The 15,993-nt window shown below is 59.4% G+C and carries 12 protein-coding genes; 7 read left to right on the forward strand and 5 right to left on the reverse strand.

Annotated elements, in window-relative coordinates:
- Positions 1–132: 132 nt before the first annotated feature.
- Positions 133–1,755, reverse strand: coding sequence for a calcium-binding protein (locus LC354_RS27670; protein ID WP_263289350.1), 1,623 nt, complete (start codon positions 1,753–1,755; stop codon positions 133–135).
- 469 nt (positions 1,756–2,224) lie between these two features.
- Between LC354_RS27670 and hisC the strand changes: the two genes are divergently transcribed.
- From hisC to LC354_RS08055, 3 genes are read left to right on the forward strand one after another with little or no spacing between them, the layout of a single operon-like run.
- Complete coding sequence (hisC, locus tag LC354_RS08045) at positions 2,225–3,313, forward strand: histidinol-phosphate transaminase (RefSeq protein ID WP_223422745.1); 1,089 nt, start codon at positions 2,225–2,227, stop codon at positions 3,311–3,313.
- Positions 3,310–4,227: a prephenate/arogenate dehydrogenase family protein gene (locus LC354_RS08050; protein WP_223422747.1), complete on the forward strand. Its 918-nt coding sequence runs from the start codon at positions 3,310–3,312 to the stop codon at positions 4,225–4,227. The genes hisC and LC354_RS08050 overlap by 4 nt, the downstream gene beginning before the upstream one ends.
- A complete protein-coding gene (locus LC354_RS08055; protein ID WP_223422749.1) occupies positions 4,224–5,003 on the forward strand; it encodes an extensin-like domain-containing protein in 780 nt (259 codons plus the stop codon). Before LC354_RS08050 ends, LC354_RS08055 begins: the two co-directional genes overlap by 4 nt.
- A 73-nt stretch (positions 5,004–5,076) precedes the next feature.
- On the opposite strand, the gene LC354_RS08060 is transcribed toward LC354_RS08055, so the two are convergent.
- Positions 5,077–6,075 carry a DUF2125 domain-containing protein gene (locus LC354_RS08060; protein WP_223422750.1) on the reverse strand — a complete coding sequence of 333 codons (999 nt, stop codon included), beginning with the start codon at positions 6,073–6,075 and terminating at the stop codon, positions 5,077–5,079.
- A gap of 66 nt (positions 6,076–6,141) precedes the next feature.
- On the opposite strand from LC354_RS08060, the gene LC354_RS08065 reads away from it, so the two are divergent.
- From LC354_RS08065 to LC354_RS08075, 3 genes are all read left to right on the forward strand, one after another.
- Positions 6,142–6,672: a gamma-glutamylcyclotransferase gene (locus tag LC354_RS08065; protein WP_223422752.1), complete on the forward strand. Its 531-nt coding sequence runs from the start codon at positions 6,142–6,144 to the stop codon at positions 6,670–6,672.
- Between the two features lie 73 nt (positions 6,673–6,745).
- Positions 6,746–7,960, forward strand: a complete 1,215-nt coding sequence (locus LC354_RS08070) for a biopolymer transporter ExbB (protein ID WP_223422754.1) — start codon at positions 6,746–6,748, stop codon at positions 7,958–7,960.
- 2 nt (positions 7,961–7,962) lie between these two features.
- Complete coding sequence (locus LC354_RS08075) at positions 7,963–10,500, forward strand: peptidoglycan -binding protein (protein WP_223422756.1); 2,538 nt, start codon at positions 7,963–7,965, stop codon at positions 10,498–10,500.
- A 44-nt stretch (positions 10,501–10,544) separates the two neighbouring features.
- Here the strand turns inward: LC354_RS08075 and LC354_RS08080 are convergent, their stop codons facing one another.
- The 3 genes from LC354_RS08080 to gloB all read right to left on the reverse strand — a co-directional run bounded on the left by LC354_RS08080 (position 10,545) and on the right by gloB (position 14,802).
- Positions 10,545–11,444: a M23 family metallopeptidase gene (locus tag LC354_RS08080; protein ID WP_317849279.1), complete on the reverse strand. Its 900-nt coding sequence runs from the start codon at positions 11,442–11,444 to the stop codon at positions 10,545–10,547.
- A gap of 71 nt (positions 11,445–11,515) precedes the next feature.
- Positions 11,516–13,837: an ATP-dependent Clp protease ATP-binding subunit ClpA gene (clpA, locus tag LC354_RS08085; RefSeq protein WP_223422759.1), complete on the reverse strand. Its 2,322-nt coding sequence runs from the start codon at positions 13,835–13,837 to the stop codon at positions 11,516–11,518.
- A gap of 197 nt (positions 13,838–14,034) precedes the next feature.
- On the reverse strand, positions 14,035–14,802 hold the full coding sequence (gene gloB / locus LC354_RS08090) for a hydroxyacylglutathione hydrolase (protein ID WP_223422761.1): 768 nt from the start codon (positions 14,800–14,802) through the stop codon (positions 14,035–14,037).
- Positions 14,803–14,874: 72 nt separating this feature from the next.
- On the opposite strand from gloB, the gene LC354_RS08095 reads away from it, so the two are divergent.
- Positions 14,875–15,636 (forward strand): class I SAM-dependent methyltransferase, encoded by a 762-nt coding sequence (locus tag LC354_RS08095; RefSeq protein ID WP_223422763.1) that lies wholly within the window; start codon positions 14,875–14,877, stop codon positions 15,634–15,636.
- The last annotated feature ends 357 nt before the right edge of the window (positions 15,637–15,993 follow it).

A 15,993-nucleotide genomic window follows, 5' to 3' on the forward strand; every position in this document is an offset into this window, starting at 1 on the left:
GCCACATACGTGCAAATCCGTTCCCGAAGGTCCAAAGAATATGGTTTGCCCATGATCCACCTCCCAACGGAAGTGAATCAGACAAAAAGCTTCCTGTGAATCCCTTTCGATTCAGATCAAACACAAAACGCTTTAGAGAAAGAAATCGCTCGCCACAAGGCTCGTCGTTGCGATCAGATTCATTTGCATGTCGCGGGTTCCATCGCCGTCAACGTCGATTTGAACTATGGCCCCAAAGTTTGTTGTGAAATAGCGCACAGAGCCATCGCCGCCGCCCGAAAATCCGCCTGTGCCGTTGAAGTCCAATTCACCGGCGACCAGGTCGACAAGGTCGAACTTGTCGACGCCACTGACAAAGTCGTGGACAACATCGGCCCCTGCTCCCGGGGTGGAGTCGCTGACAGCGTCAAAGATAAACCTGTCTTCACCCGCCCCGCCGAACAAGCGATCCCGACCTGAGCCGCCGTCCAGCGTGTCATCGCCCGCACCGCCGCGCAACGTATCATCGCCTGCGTCGCCCATCAGGAAATCGTTGTCGGTATCACCGAAAATGTTGTCATTGTTGGCACCGCCCGAAACGACATCGTCGCCCGCGCCGCCAAACAGGAAATCGTTGCCCGCGTCGCCTTCCAACGTGTCGTTGCCAGAGTCGCCGTTCACGGTGTCGTTGTTGCTGCCTCCCTGAATGTCATCATCGCCGCTGCCGCCGAACAGCTTGTCGTCGCCGGCACCACCCGCGATCCGGTCATCACCAGAGTCGCCGCGCACGGTGTCGTTGTTGCCTCCACCAAGTATGAAATCTTCTCCGGTCCCACCCAGGATGGAGTCGTCACCCATGCCACCGTTCAACGTGTCATCACCAGCGCCACCAAAAATCAGGTCTTCTTCGGTTCCGCCGTCAAAATCGTCAGCACCGCTTCCACCGCGCAGGGTGTCAGCGCCTTCTTCGCCAAACACTGTGCCCGTTACGCTGCCGAAGCGTCCATCATAGCGACCGTCGCCGATACCCATCTCGACCCCACCAATAATTTCACCCGTGTTGCGGATGAGCGCGTTTATTTCCGCAGCAATCGCTAGCTCCGCACCGGTGATCAAGCCGCTGTTTGTCAGGTTAAGTGTTCCGAAAACGCTCACGCCTTCGCTGGATACCGACGAAATCACTCCGCTGCTGTTCATCGTCAGATCGAAGCTGGCAAGGACGCCTGATTCGTCTTGGGTCGTAATTGTACCTGTATTCTGAACCTGAACCGGCAAGGCAGAGTCAATCCTCAGGCCATTTCGACTGCCACCAAAGATGTCACCGCTGTTGATAACTTGCGCAGGGCTGGAGCCGCTAGCGATCCAGACGCCTTCTTGTGCGCCCGTGATCGTCCCGGAATTCGAAAAGAAAATATCGGAACCCGCGTTGGCGTCCCTGCCCAAACGCACCCCGTGCGTTCCTGTTGTCTGGATTGTGCCAGCATTGATAAAACTGATGGTCGAAGCGTTGATAAGCACCGCTTCGTTCCCGTTCGACCCGAGGTAACCGGTGGCACCGATGACGACCTCAACATTGTTGGCGTCATTAATACTGATCGCTCCGAAATTGGTCCCGATGACAGTGCCAAAAATCCCTATTTCGACGCTGGCGCCAGCGTCCGTTGTTATCGCGCGACCATCCACGGCCAGAAATCCAGTGGGTGAAATAATCAGCTCATCGCCACTTGCCAGTGTCTGTGTCGTCGTGATGGTTCCGGTGATCGTGCGAAATGCCATTGAAATATCCTTCTAATATTCATCTCTAATGCCCGTTGACGTTACATCACACGCCCATCGCGCGTCCCTCAAAAAAAGCGTGATTGGGGTGGAAGTTGTGATCCATTCAGCTGCCGGTTGGGCTGGACACAACCGTCGGTACAGCCAAAGCGCGCCTTGACAGCCATTCCGAGATGTTCTTGCCCGTTTTGTCCAAGCTTAGGTCATGCAAGTGTCGACTGTGCGCTGCGTCGCCAATTGCCAAAACGACCGACCTGCACCGCAGCAAAGCGAGAGTCGGTAAAAGCCCGCTCGGGACTGTTCGTGACGCGTCTATCGGTGCGTTTGTCACACAACATGGCGCGGCGCAGGCGATTAAGACTTCCTGCGCAGATCAGGCGTGCGACAACACGAAGGCAGGCGTAGGGCGTTTTGGCACTGGTCAGGGCCACAGAGGAGTCCTAAAACCGCCCTGACGAAGGAGGCGGAAATGACCCGTATCGACCCACAACCCGGAATTATGGATATCGCGCTGTATCAGGGCGGAACCAGTCATGTGGCCGGCATCGAAAACGTCGTCAAACTGTCGTCGAACGAGAACCCGCTGGGCCCGAGCGAAAAGGCGATCGAGGCGTATCGCCGTGCGGCCTTTGACCTGAACCGCTATCCGTCTTCGGATCACAGAGCATTGCGTCAGGCCATCGGCAAAGTGCATGGCCTTGACCCTGAGCGGGTGATTTGTGGCGCGGGATCGGATGAGATCATTGCCTTTCTGTGTCAGGCCTATGCCGGACCCGGGCGCGAGGTTATCCACACTGTCCACGGCTTCGGGATGTACCGGATCAGCGCGCTGGCGGCCGGGGCCACACCGATTGAAGTGCTCGAACAGGAGCGGGTCACGGATGTGGATGCGATCCTCGCGGCGGTGACCGACCGGACCTGCCTCGTTTTCATGGCAAACCCCAACAACCCCACCGGCACGATGATTGCCGCATCGGAAGTGGCGCGATTGGCTGACGGGCTGCCGGATCAGGCACTTTTGGTTCTCGACGGGGCTTATGCCGAATATGTCGAAGGCTATGATGGCGGCGCGTCTCTGGTCGAAGCCCGCACGAATGTGGTGATGACGCGGACATTCTCCAAACTTTATGGTTTGGGCGGTTTGCGGGTCGGATGGGGCTATGGCCCGACAGAGGTGATCGAGGTGCTGAACCGTGTGCGCGGGCCATTCAACGTGACCCAGCCTGCATTGGCAGCTGCCGAGGCGGCCGTTCTGGATGAAGATTATGCATCCCATTGCCGGGTTGAGAATGCCCGCTGGCGGACATGGATGGCGGATGCTCTGGCGGAGATCGGCGTGCCGTCGGATGTGTCGCTGGGGAATTTCATTCTGGCACGGTTCGCCGATAAAGCCGAAGCGGAGGCCTGTGATGCATATTTGCAGTCACAAGGGCTGATCGTGCGGCGCGTGGCAGGCTATAACCTGCCGTCGGCTCTGCGGATTACTGTCGGCGACGAAAGCGCATGCCGCCGTGTTGTTCACGCGGTCCGCCAATTCAAAGGCGGCGCGCGGGCATGAGTGTGATGTACGAGCGTGTGGCCCTGATTGGGTTGGGCCTGATTGCATCTTCGATGTTCTGGGCGATGAAACGGGCTGGTGTTGCGGGCGAAGTTACTGGCTATGCCCGCAGTGAAGCCACGCGCGACACGGCCCGTCGGATCGGCCTGTGCGATCGTGTCTGCGATACTGTGGCCGAGGCGGTAGAGGGCGCTGACCTTGTCGTGCTATGCGTGCCCGTCGGCGTAATGGGGGCCGTGGCGGCTGAAATGGCCGCACATCTGGCACCCGGCGCAACGGTGACCGATGTCGGCTCGGTCAAGCGGCGCGTGATCGACGCGGTGGGCCCGCATCTGCCCAATGGTGTGCACTTTGTACCGGGCCATCCGATGGCTGGAACGGAGCACTCCGGCCCGGAATCCGGCTTTGCAGAGCTGTTTGACAATCGTTGGACCCTTCTGGTCCCGATTGAAGGCGGCGATCCTGAAGCCGTGAGCCGACTGCGTGCCTACTGGGAAGCGTTGGGTGCAAATGTCGAGGAAATGGAGCCCGAGCACCATGACTTGGTCTGTGCCGTGACCAGCCATGCGCCGCACCTCATCGCCTATACGATGGTGGGCGTGGCGGATGATTTGCGCCGGGTAACGGATAGCGAAGTGATCAAGTTTTCCGCCGCGGGATTTCGTGACTTTACCCGCATTGCAGCCAGTGATCCGACCATGTGGCGCGATGTGTTCCTGACCAACAAGGATGCCACGCTGGAAGTGCTGGGCCGCTTCACCGAAGAGCTCTTTGCACTCCAGCGCGCAATCCGGACGGGTGATGGGGATCATTTGTACGACTATTTCACGCGGACGCGCGCCATTCGGCGCGGTATTATCGAGGCAGGCCAGGACACTGACGCGCCGGACTTTGGACGTGGAGCCAAGCGGTGAAGGCGTTGGCGCTTGTTATTGTGCTGATCGCGGGTTTTGCATCAGCGGCGCCAGACACCTCAAAACGACCGATCGGGCGTGAAGGCCCTGGTGCCACCGCAGTTCAAACGTCAATCGAACCTGTGTCGCGCGTTGCTCCCACGGATGTGAAGCTGGTCGCCGCGACGACGAAAGAGATCAACGCGATCTGGCGGCCCATCTTGCGCCCGCGAGCAATTGAGCAAAAGGCCATGGCGCAGCGCAATGCGCGCCGCAAGGGGCAGGTCTGCGGTGATCCTGATCTGCAGGGCGATGCGGTCGGACCCGTTCCGGGGCGTATCAAAGGCTGTGGCATCGAAGAGGCCGTTCGATTGCGCTCGGTGTCGGGCGTGACCTTGAGTCAAGCTTCACTGATGGATTGCAAGACTGCCAACGCGCTGAAAACGTGGACTGAAAAGAGCGCAAAACCGGCGTTGAAGTCGACGGGCGGCGGGCTGGCGGGATACCAGGTGGCGGCCCATTATGCGTGTCGCACGCGCAACAACCAAAAGAGGGCGCGGATTTCGGAGCACGGCAAAGGCCGCGCGATCGACATCTCCGGCTTTGTGTTGAAAGACGGAACCCGTTTGACCGTCCTCAAAGACTGGAATTCACGGCACGGCGGGGCCTTGAAGTCCATGCACAAGGGCGCATGTGGTCCGTTTGGTACGGTTCTTGGGCCGAGGTCGGACCGTTTTCATCGCGATCATTTTCATTTTGATACAGCGCGTTATCGCAGCGGACCCTACTGCCGCTGAACGCGGGTGGGGGCTCTGCCCCCGGCGCTTCGCGCCGCCCCCGGGATTTTTCAGAACAGAGAAGCAGGCGGATTCAGCGCAGGATGAACCGGGGTGCCGGGACCAGTGGAATGAACCCAAGTGCGATCATGCCTTGATTGACATTGAGTGTCACGTCGAGCGCATCGGGATTTCCGGAGGCGCGTGCGAGTGCACGTAGAATGCCTTCGGCCTGGCGGCGCAACCCGGAGGGCAGCCTGCCGGACGCTTCGGCCAGATCGAGGATCGCGCGCCAGTTCTGCGCCTGAAGGGCCACTTCGCCATCGGCGATTCCGTTTTCGTCCACGCTCAGATCGGCCGCCAGGTTGAGGTGCAGATCACCCCAGCGGGCTTCTGCGAGATGCAGGTCGATCTGGCGGGGTTGCGGGCGGCGCCTATCGAGGGCCCGTCGGTCCCATTCGGTGTCAAAGGTTACGGTGGCCTGCATTTGCAGGCTGTCGAAAGCGGAGGGGAAACTCTCCGGCAGGCGCAGGGCGCGCCGTGTGGTATCTCCGGGGGCGAATGTGTTCGCACTTGCGACAAGGTCATAGGTTGCCCCACTGGTCTGCGTCATGGTCAGCGTGAGATCGCTGGCTTGGGAAATGACCCCGTTCTGGCCTGCCAAGGACCAATCCTCGGACGTCCAGCCAAGTGCACTGAGCTCCAGCGCCGGGCCCGGGTGAAGGTTCAGGGCCATTACGCCGTTTTGCATTGTCAACAAATTCCTTCCGAGCGGTGAGGCCAGAAGGATCGGGTTTTCGTCAAGCGTAACCTCGACGTTGCCGGGCCACCATGCGGCAGCCGATATATCCAGCCGATCGGTCGTTATGGCGACGCCGGCCCGTGGATCTGCCAGCGCCAGATCGGTCAGCCCGGCGCGCAAGGTCAGGGGGAATCCGCCACCTTCAATGTCGGACACTTCGGCCTGCCATCCTTCGGCGGCGCGGGCGTCAAGCCATGTCGAAACGCTGGACTGCAATCCTGTGGAGGCCACAAACCACCAGCCACACCACGCCCCTGCAGCCAGTGCGATCACCCACATCAATTTGCGCATTTATGGCCCTTTCGCTTGCCTGCGAAATCGGGTCTATCGCACCGACGATACAAAGGACCAGTGACAATGACGATGTGGGTGTTCGGATATGGCAGTTTGCTCTGGAATCCGGGCTTTGATGTAGCCGAAGAAGTCATGGCGACCTTGCCCGGCTATGCACGCTCGTTTTGCATGCGCTCGATCCATCATCGGGGATCAGAAGAAAAGCCCGGGCTGGTGCTGGCGTTGGACGAGGTGCGCGAGGCGCAGTGCCACGGGGTTGCCCTGCGCGTGGCGCCGGGGACGGAGGACGCAACACTGACCTACTTGCGCGAGCGCGAGCTGATTTCCTCGGCCTATCTGGAAAAGGTGCTTGAGGTGACGCTGGCGGGCGGGCAGGTGGTCACGGCAGTGACCTATGTGATCGACGCCGATCATGTGCAGTATTGCGGTGGCTTGCCACTCGAGGAGCAGGCTCGGATCATCGCGAATGCCCATGGCGGGCGTGGCCCGAACAGTGAATATCTTTATAACACGGCCGAGCACCTGCATGCTTTGGGGGTTGCGGATGCAGATCTTGACTGGTTAGCATGCCGCGTTGCAGCATTATTGGCATAAATCCTTGGCACTTCTGGCAAAATACCGATAGATTGCGCAAGGAGCAGAACAAAAAGGGGTCAGGAGCCAGCCCATGGCGCAGACCACAGTAGAGGCCCAGCCGCACTTTTCACAGCCTGTGCGGCAAATCGTTTTGATGTTGATCGTTCTGGGCCTGTCCGGCTTTGGCGTTGTGTTGGCGTTGCCAAGGGTCTTGCCCGTCTTTGAGGCGAACCCGTACCTAAACGGCTTTATCCTGTTCGTGTTCGCGATCGGTGTGGTTGCCTGCTTTTGGATGGTGTTTCAACTGATCCAGTCGGTGCGCTGGATCGAACGCTTTGCGGGCGATGGGCCTGCCACTTCTGGCAAGGCTCCTCGGCTGTTGGCGTCGCTGGCATCGCTGTTGCGATCGCGGGGCTCGCGGATGCAACTGAACGCGACGTCCACCCGGTCCATCCTCGATTCCGTTGCAACGCGGATCGACGAGGCGCGCGAAATCACGCGTTACATCGTCAACTTGCTGATTTTTCTGGGCCTTTTGGGCACGTTCTATGGGCTTGCGACGACTGTGCCTGCTCTGGTCGATACGATCCGCGGCCTCGCGCCACAGGACGGCGAGGCAGGGGTGGAAGTGTTCTCCCGCTTGATGAGCGGTCTCGAAGAGCAGTTGGGTGGCATGGGCGTCGCCTTTGCCTCGTCGCTGTTGGGCCTTGCCGGATCGCTGATCGTGGGCTTGCTTGAGCTCTTTGCGGGGCATGGCCAAAACCGGTTTTATCGCGAGCTGGAAGAATGGCTCAGCTCCATCACGCGGGTGGGCTTTGCCGCCGAAGGCGAAGGCACATCGGATCAATCGGCGATGGCGGGCGTCATCGATCATCTGGCCGAACAGATGGAGAGCCTGCAAACCATGTTCATCCAAACGGACATCAGCCGATCGATGGTGGATGAAAAGTTGGGGAAACTGGCCGACTCAATCGACCGTATGACGACACAAATGGAGGGACAAAGCAGCGGCGTGGATGCCCTTGACCGGATCGTGGAAGGGCAGGAGCGTCTGATCGAGGCAATCGAAAAGCAGGGAACGGGCGATGGCATTGACGCCGAAAGCCGGATGCGCCTGCGGTCGATCGACGTTCAGATGTTGCGGATCCTCGAAGAAATAAGCGCGGGCCGCCAAGAAACCATGGCTGAACTGCGCACGGACATTTCCGCGCTGGCCACAGCCCTCAGCCAGCCGCGCGGCCAAAACCGCAAGCCTATTCTGGGTGGGTTCCGGAGCAAACAGGGCCAGAACGAAGGGGATAGCTGAGCATGGCGCTGTCGCGTCGCACAGGGCAAAGGTTTCAGGCGTCCATCTGGCCGGGCTTTGTCGATGCGATGACCGGTTTGCTGTTGGTGCTGATGTTCGTGCTGACCATTTTCATGGTGGTGCAGTTCGTACTGCGTGAAACTATCACCGGACAGGAATCCGAATTGAATCAGTTGGCAGGCGAAGTTGCCGCGCTGGCGCAAGCGTTGGGCATGGAAGAAAGTCGTGCGAATCAACTCGATGCCCGTCTGTCCGCACTCAACAGCACCTTGAACGACGCTCAGGAGCAAGTGGAAAGCCAGGCGGCCCAGATCATGGCGCTGAGAGTTGAACGGGATGCGCAAATAGAAGCGCTTGCGGCAGCAGATACGCGCATCACCAGTTTCGAAGCCCAAGTGGCTGCGTTGATCGCCCAGCGTGATGGCGCGTTGGAAACCGTCGCGGATCTGCAAGAAGAACAGGGTCGTCTTTTTTCGGAGCAGGAGGCGTTGAACCTCGCACTGTCGCAAGTCCGAACTGAGGTGGATGCACAAGCCGAAGCGGCGCGACTGGCCGCTGCCCGCACCGAAGCCTTGCAGGCATTGATCGCAGATTTGCGCGCGCGAAACACCGAAACAACAGATCAGGCGGCGGCACTTCAGGCCGATCTCGAGGCCGCACGCGAGGCGCTGAGCGCAGAAGAGATGGCACGCCTGGCCGAAGCGGCAGCGGCAGAATCCTTGCGCGAACGGCTCCAGAACGCTGATGCAGAACTGACGGCGATGACTTTGGCACTTGAGGCGCAGAGGCAGGACGCCGAAGACACGCTGACCCTGCTGGCCGCCGCACGTGCCGCAGAGCAAGACCTGGATGCGCAATTGGCTGCCGCGCTTCTGGCGGTTGGCACCGCTGATGGAAATACCGCAGCGGTACAGACGCAACTGGCAGAGATCGAGGCTCAACTGGCCACGGCACTGGCCCAGTTGGACGCGGCAAACAGCGAAAACACGACGCTAGCTGCGGAACGTTCGAGCCTGGAAGCCCAACTCGCAGCTGCTTTGTTGACTGCCGAAGGGGGCGCTGCGGCGGCTTCGGACCTTGAGGCGCAATTGACGCGTGCGTTGGCGGAACTGGACACGAGATCAGCGCAGACGGCCACGCTCGAGGCACGGCTGCGCGCCGCCGAAGATGCTCTGGACGGCCGGACGGTCACGACGGCGCAATTGCAGACACAGCTAAGTGCTGCCCAGCAGGACCTGCAGGCACAGGAAGCCATCGTGACTGGTCTACAGGCCGAACTTGAGACAGCGCGGAACGACCGTATTGCGTCGCGTGCGGAAGTGGCGGAGATGGAGGTGCGGATGGCGGCCCTTGAGGCGCGGCTCGCGGCGTCCGGACTGGCCATGGACGACATTCGTGATCGGCTGGCCGCCGCCTTGGCGGCCCGGACCGCCGCAGAAAGTCAGTTGACTGCGCAACAAACGGATCTCGAAGCCTTGCGTGTTCAGCTCGCAACGGCGATCGCCGCGCGCGATGCCGCCGTGACTGATGCGGAAGCCGCCGGAAGCAGCAATGAAGAGGTGCGCGCGCAACTGGCGGCGGCGCTGGCAGCGAAACTGGCGGCCGAAACGGAGCTTGACACGCTGGGTGCCGATACGACGGATGTGCGGGCGCGATTGGCCGCTGCGTTGGCCGAAAAAGCAGCCACCGAAAACGCTTTGATGGAACAAAGCACTGAGGCAGAGCGCCGGGCCGCCCTTCTGGCTGAAGCCCGCGCGGCACTGAGTGCCGAAGAAGCAGCCACGCTTGAGGCACAACGACAGACGGAGTTGCTGAACCAGCAGGTTGCGGCGTTGCGTGAACAGTTGGGCCAGTTGCAGGCCCTGCTGGACGATGCCGTTGCCCGCGATGCATCGCGCGAAGTGCAACTTCAGTCGCTTGGGGCGGATCTGAATACGGCCTTGGCACGGGTGGCGGCGGAGGAGCGCCGTCGTCGCGAATTGGAAGAGGCGGCGCGAATCCGGCTGGAAGAAGACATCCGTCGCCAGCTTGAGTTGCAGGAAGCCGAACGGCTGCGTCTCGAAGCCGAAGCACAGGATCTTGAGCGATATCGGTCCGAGTTTTTCGGGAGGCTCCGCGACGTTCTGGGCGCTCAAGAGGGTGTGCAAATCGTCGGGGACAGGTTTGTATTCTCCTCGGAGGTTCTCTTTCCACCCGGGGGTGCGACCCTCTCCGCAGAAGGAGCCGCAGAGATTGCGGAGGTCGCGGATATTCTTTTGAATATCGTGGATGACATCCCGCCCGAGATCGACTGGGTGATTCAGGTCAATGGGCACACCGACGATGTGCCGCTGTCAGGTCAGGGTGAATTTGCGGACAACTGGGAACTGAGCCAGGGCCGCGCATTGTCCGTGGTCAAGTATATGGTGAACGTCCTGGGCATCCCGCCGAATCGTCTTTCTGCCAACGGGTTTGGGCAATATCAGCCGATCGACCTTTCGGACACGCCGGACGCCCGCGCGCGCAACCGCCGGATCGAGTTGAAGTTCACGGAGAAGTAGGGCGCACCAGGTGTTCGCCTTATGGCAAACTGTTGGTCTGGCGTCTATTCAATCAGCAATTCGGCGCTTTCGGTGTTGATGATTTGGTCATCCCGAATAAGCGTGGCAGTGCCTTGGTAGACGCCAGCGGGCCACGCTGCTGCCCTTAAGCGTTTGCCAGCCGCGCGAAAGAACTGGGCTTGATCGCGGTCCAGTGTGACTGTGTTGTCGATAAATGCACCTTCGGGTCCCTCGATCGTCAAACGCATTGCATCCCCCGATCTTCCCCCGAATGCATAGCCGAACACCACAATTGCTGGCGCGGTCGCGGGCAGTGTGGGGTGCGCCGCTGTCCCGTCCTTGATCGATGCATATTCCGGCACCGCGTCTGCAAAGCCCACATTGATAACCCCGCCGGGCCGATAGGGGAGGTAAGTGTCCCACAAAGTGTTCTGGCTGGGAGCATCACACGAAATCTCGCCATCCGGGTCGAACGGATCGACGACGGTATCGCCATTGCGCACGGTGATATGAACATGCGGGAACTGGGTCCGTCCGGACAGGCCAACAAGGCCAATGACGGTATCCGTGGTCACACTGTCCCCTTGTGACACGGCGATGGAACCTTGCCTAAGGTGGCAATATTGCGTGCTCCACCCGTCGTCATGGTCCACAAATATCCCGTTGCCACAGTCGCGCCCGTTAATCTGATCGCTGTTTTCTGCAGTTAGAATCTGGTCCGGCATACCATCGCGGGTGGCGCGGACCTTACCCGGTGCGGACGCCCTGACTTCGACGCCGGCGCGCATTTGTTCCATCGACCTCAGGGCAAAATCGGTGCCTTTGTGGCCGTCATAGCTCAGCGTGGAGCAGTGGAAGTCTGATGCCCCAGCAGAGGGGTCATGATCAACATACTGCTGGATGTAGCAATCTGTGCCCAGATCGCACGCAATCGGCGGACTCAAAACGATATCCCTTGCCGCAAGCGCACCCGCGGCAAGGGGAAGCAGTATGGCGGCAAGATACGCCGCGCGCATCAATCTGCCGTCAGAAGCGGTGGCTTGTCGCCGGAAATCCGGGCCTTTTCGGGCGCTTCCACTCTCAGATCAAGTGCACCATCCTTGATGCCGACTTTGACAACGCCACCTTTCACCAGCTTGCCAAAGAGCAGCTCTTCGGCCAGTGGTTTCTTGATGTGTTCCTGAATCACCCGACCCAGCGGGCGTGCGCCCATCTTGTCGTCATATCCTTTGTTGGCGAGCCATTCGGCAGCAGCTCTTGTAAGCTCGATGGTGACATTGCGATCCATCAATTGCGCTTCAAGTTGCAGCACGAACTTTTCGACGACCTGCAAGATGACCTCTTTGGGCAGCGGCGCGAAGCTGATGACCGCATCCAGACGGTTGCGGAATTCAGGCGTGAAGGTCCGTTCGATCGCGGCCGTATCTTCGCCCTCACGACGGTCACGACCAAAGCCGATCGCAGCCTTGGCCTGTTCAGAGGCACCAGCATTCGACGTCATGATCAGGATCACGTTGCGGAAATCCACCGCACGTCCGTTGTGATCGGTCAGCTTGCCGTGGTCCATCACCTGCAAGAGGATGTTGAACACATCCGGGTGCGCCTTTTCGATCTCATCAAGCAACAAGACGCAATGTGGATGCTGATCCACGCCATCCGTGAGCAAGCCGCCCTGGTCGAAGCCAACGTAGCCCGGAGGTGCACCGATCAGACGTGAAACGGCATGTTTTTCCATGTATTCGGACATGTCGAAACGCAGCATTTCCACACCAAGCGTATCGGCGAGCTGTTTGGCGACTTCGGTTTTACCCACGCCCGTGGGACCTGCGAAGAGGTAGTTACCGATGGGTTTTTCAGGCTCGCGCAGACCCGCACGGGCCAGTTTGATCGCCGAGGACAGCGCGTCGATGGCGTTGTCCTGACCAAACACCACCCGTTTCAGCGAAGCTTCGAGGTCTTTGAGCGTGGCCGCATCGTCCTTGGAGACGTTCTTGGGCGGGATACGCGCAATCTTGGCAACGACATTCTCGATCTCTTTGGTGCCGATCGTTTTGCGGCGCTTGGCGGCCGCCACAAGATGCTGAGCCGCACCTGCCTCATCGATCACGTCGATCGCGCTGTCGGGCAGTTTGCGATCGTTGATGTAGCGGCTGGCGAGTTCCACAGACGTCTTGATCGCATCGGCGGTATATTTGACGCCGTGATGATCCTCGAAATAGGGCTTGAGGCCCTTCAGAATCTTCGTCGCATCTTCGACCGAAGGTTCGTTCACGTCGATTTTCTGGAAGCGGCGCGACAAGGCGCGATCTTTCTCGAAGTGCTGGCGGAACTCCTTGTAAGTGGTCGATCCCATGGTGCGCAGCTTGCCGCCCTGCAAGGCAGGCTTCAGCAGGTTGGAAGCGTCCATTGCGCCGCCCGACGTGGCACCGGCCCCGATCACCGTATGAATTTCGTCGATGAACAGCACGGCATCTTTATGCGCTTCGAGTTCGGTGACTACCGCTTTCAGCCGTTCCTCAAAGTCGCCGCGATAGCGGGTGCCAGCCAGCAATGCGCCCATGTCGAGCGAATAGATGGTGGTACCGGACAGCACTTCGGGCGTTTCACCCGCGACGATCTTCCGCGCAAGCCCCTCGGCAATGGCGGTTTTACCGACACCGGGATCCCCCACCAGAAGCGGGTTGTTCTTGCGACGGCGGCACAGGACTTGGATGCAGCGTTCGACTTCGCTTTCGCGTCCGATCAGGGGATCGATGTCGCCCTCGCGGGATTTTTCGTTCAGGTCCACGCAATATTTCGCCAGCGCGGACTCTTTCTTGTCGCCTTCGGTGACGCCTTGAGGCTCTTCTTCGGACTCAGGCGCGCCGGAAACCGGGCGTGCCTCGCCAAATTCGGGATCTTTGGCGACGCCGTGGGCGATGAAATTGACCGCGTCGTAGCGCGTCATGTCCTGCTCTTGCAGAAAATATGCCGCGTTTGATTCGCGCTCCGCAAAGATGGCCACGAGCACGTTGGCGCCGGTGACTTCGGTACGCCCGGACGATTGAACATGGATGGCGGCGCGCTGGATGACCCGCTGAAAGGCAGCGGTGGGCACAGCTTCGGAGCCGTCAATATCCGTGACCAGATTTGACAGGTCATCGTCGACAAACTCAATCAGCGCCGTGCGCAGATCGTTGACGTCAACGGAACAGGCCTGCATCACGCGGTGGGCGTCTGGTTCTTCTATCAGCGCCAAGAGCAGGTGTTCGAGGGTAGCAAACTCGTGCCGGCGTTCGTTGGCCAGCGCAAGTGCCTGATGAATTGCTTTTTCCAGCGTGGTCGAGAATGAAGGCACGGCAGTGCTCCTATCGATCGGGGTCGGTTTGCAGGGCATCGAGGAATGTCGAGGCCCCCTACCAACCATGGCCTCATGTACTTAAGTTTGGTTGAACATCGCAAAGCTTCAAGGCTTTTCTTTGCTCAACCGCTCACAAACTGCGTGAACGGCGGGTGTTTGGGGTTGTTTTGGGCGTGCGTCAGGGGGATTTCGTCTCAGAAGTTGTCTTTTCGGGTTCGGATTTCCGTAAACACATCGGTGGCGTTGGCGCCTGTCATTCCCAAGTGGGCCTGAATGGCGGGGTCGTGAGCGCGCAAAAACGGGTTCGTGGCCAGTTCCAGAGAAAGCAGGGATGGCACGGTTGGGATGCCGGCAGCGCGTTTTTCGGTTACATCCCTGACACGAGATATAAGGTCGGGATTTTCGGGATCAATAGTCAGCGCAAATTTGCCATTGGCGGCAGTATATTCGTGGCCTGAATAGACAACGGTTTCGCCGGGCAGGGCCATCAACTGTTGCAGGCTGTCCCACATTTGGGGCTTCGTGCCTTCGAAAACCCGGCCACATCCCAATGCCATAAGGCTGTCTGCGGTAAAGACGGCGCGGGATTCCGGAAAGTGAAACGCCACGTGGTGGATCGTATGACCGGACACATCTATCACCGTTCCCTTTTCGGATCCGACCTGAAACGTATCTCCATCCTTGAGAGCCAGATCGAGCGGCGGAAGTCGGTGCGCATCGGCGGCAGCGCCCACCACGCGGGCAGGATGCCGCGCCAACACATCTGCCAACCCGTCCACATGATCCGAGTGGTGGTGGGTGATCAAGACATCCGTCAGGGTCCAGCCGGTCTCCGCAAGTGCAGCCAGAATGGGGTCAGCTTCGGGAATATCGACAAGCGCAGTGGCCCCGGTGACTGGATCATGCGCCAGAAAGGCATAGTTGTCTGACAGGCAGGGGATGGTGCGGATGTCTAAAGGCATGGCAATTCACCTCGTGTTCGATAGGTTGCACCCGAAGGTGGCCTGCGACAGACAAAAGAGCAAGGGGCGGAGATGCATCTGGACGTACAGGACTTGCGCAACTTCTATTACCGCAATGCGTTGGGGCGGTCGGCGCAAGCGTCCATGCGGCGCCGTTTGCTTGAGCTATGGCCCGAGGCCAAAGGTCAGACCGTGGCGGGTTTCGGGTTTGCGGCGCCTCTCTTGCGTCCGTACCTGGCCGACGCACGTCGGGTCATTGCGCTGATGCCAGGGCCGCAAGGTGTCATGCCCTGGCCGCCGGAAGGGCAGAACGTGGCTGTTCTAACCGAAGAAACGCTTTGGCCGCTCGAGACCGGCCATGTGGACAAACTGATCATTCTGCACGGGCTCGAAACGTCCGACCGGGCCTATGATCTGCTGGAAGAAGCTTGGCGTGTCTTGGGACCAGGAGGTAAGGCGCTTTTCATCGTGCCAAACCGGGCCGGGTTGTGGTCACGGCGGGATCGCACACCGTTCGGATACGGTCGGCCATATTCGGCGGGTCAGCTGGAGACACAGTTGCGCAAGCACCAGTTTCTGCCGGAACGTCATGTGGGCGCACTGTACCAATTTCCGTCAAGCCGCCGGATCTGGATGAAGTCGGCGGCAATGTTTGAAAAAGTCGGGCGGACAATGCCGGGCATGATTGCGGGCGGGGCCTTCATGGTCGAGGCGTCCAAGTTGATTTATCCGCCCAAAGGAAAAGTCGTGCGGAGCAAGGCACTGCGGCAGAAGGTTCCTCAGGGCGTGACGGCACCGGTGGCCGGATTTATTACGGGTGATCCGCAAGGCTGACAGATTAACATTGCAGATAAACTGACAGGTCAGGGCCCTTGGACGTGTCTGAGGGCAGAGTGGGTCTGCGTCGCAACGGAGCTCAAATTGAACAGTTTGCAGGCACAATTTGAATGATACCCTCCGGAATCGCATGGAATTCTGTGAGTTTTGTGACGGATTCAAAATAAATCCTGTGGTGCAAACGGTCGCACTTTGACTAAGGTTTTGAAAATAAATGATAAGTGCAATAACTCATGATCACGAAGATATGTTGCTAGGTGCGGAACCCTCTGTTACATCCCCCCTGATTTCCGCGCTTTGGGTCGAACCAAGGCGTTCCAACGCCCCCGGACTTCGCAATATGGCGACAGACAC

Source organism: Tateyamaria pelophila, assembly GCF_019966495.1.
Lineage (GTDB): Bacteria > Pseudomonadota > Alphaproteobacteria > Rhodobacterales > Rhodobacteraceae > Tateyamaria > Tateyamaria pelophila.

Coding starts and splice junctions, on each gene's coding strand:
- LC354_RS27670 (WP_263289350.1), bottom strand. CDS start 1,755: ATGGCATTTCGCACGATCACCGGAACCATCACGACGACACAGACACTG.
- hisC (WP_223422745.1), top strand. CDS start 2,225: ATGACCCGTATCGACCCACAACCCGGAATTATGGATATCGCGCTGTAT.
- LC354_RS08050 (WP_223422747.1), top strand. CDS start 3,310: ATGAGTGTGATGTACGAGCGTGTGGCCCTGATTGGGTTGGGCCTGATT.
- LC354_RS08060 (WP_223422750.1), bottom strand. CDS start 6,075: ATGCGCAAATTGATGTGGGTGATCGCACTGGCTGCAGGGGCGTGGTGT.
- LC354_RS08065 (WP_223422752.1), top strand. CDS start 6,142: ATGACGATGTGGGTGTTCGGATATGGCAGTTTGCTCTGGAATCCGGGC.
- LC354_RS08070 (WP_223422754.1), top strand. CDS start 6,746: ATGGCGCAGACCACAGTAGAGGCCCAGCCGCACTTTTCACAGCCTGTG.
- LC354_RS08075 (WP_223422756.1), top strand. CDS start 7,963: ATGGCGCTGTCGCGTCGCACAGGGCAAAGGTTTCAGGCGTCCATCTGG.
- gloB (WP_223422761.1), bottom strand. CDS start 14,802: ATGCCTTTAGACATCCGCACCATCCCCTGCCTGTCAGACAACTATGCC.
- LC354_RS08095 (WP_223422763.1), top strand. CDS start 14,875: ATGCATCTGGACGTACAGGACTTGCGCAACTTCTATTACCGCAATGCG.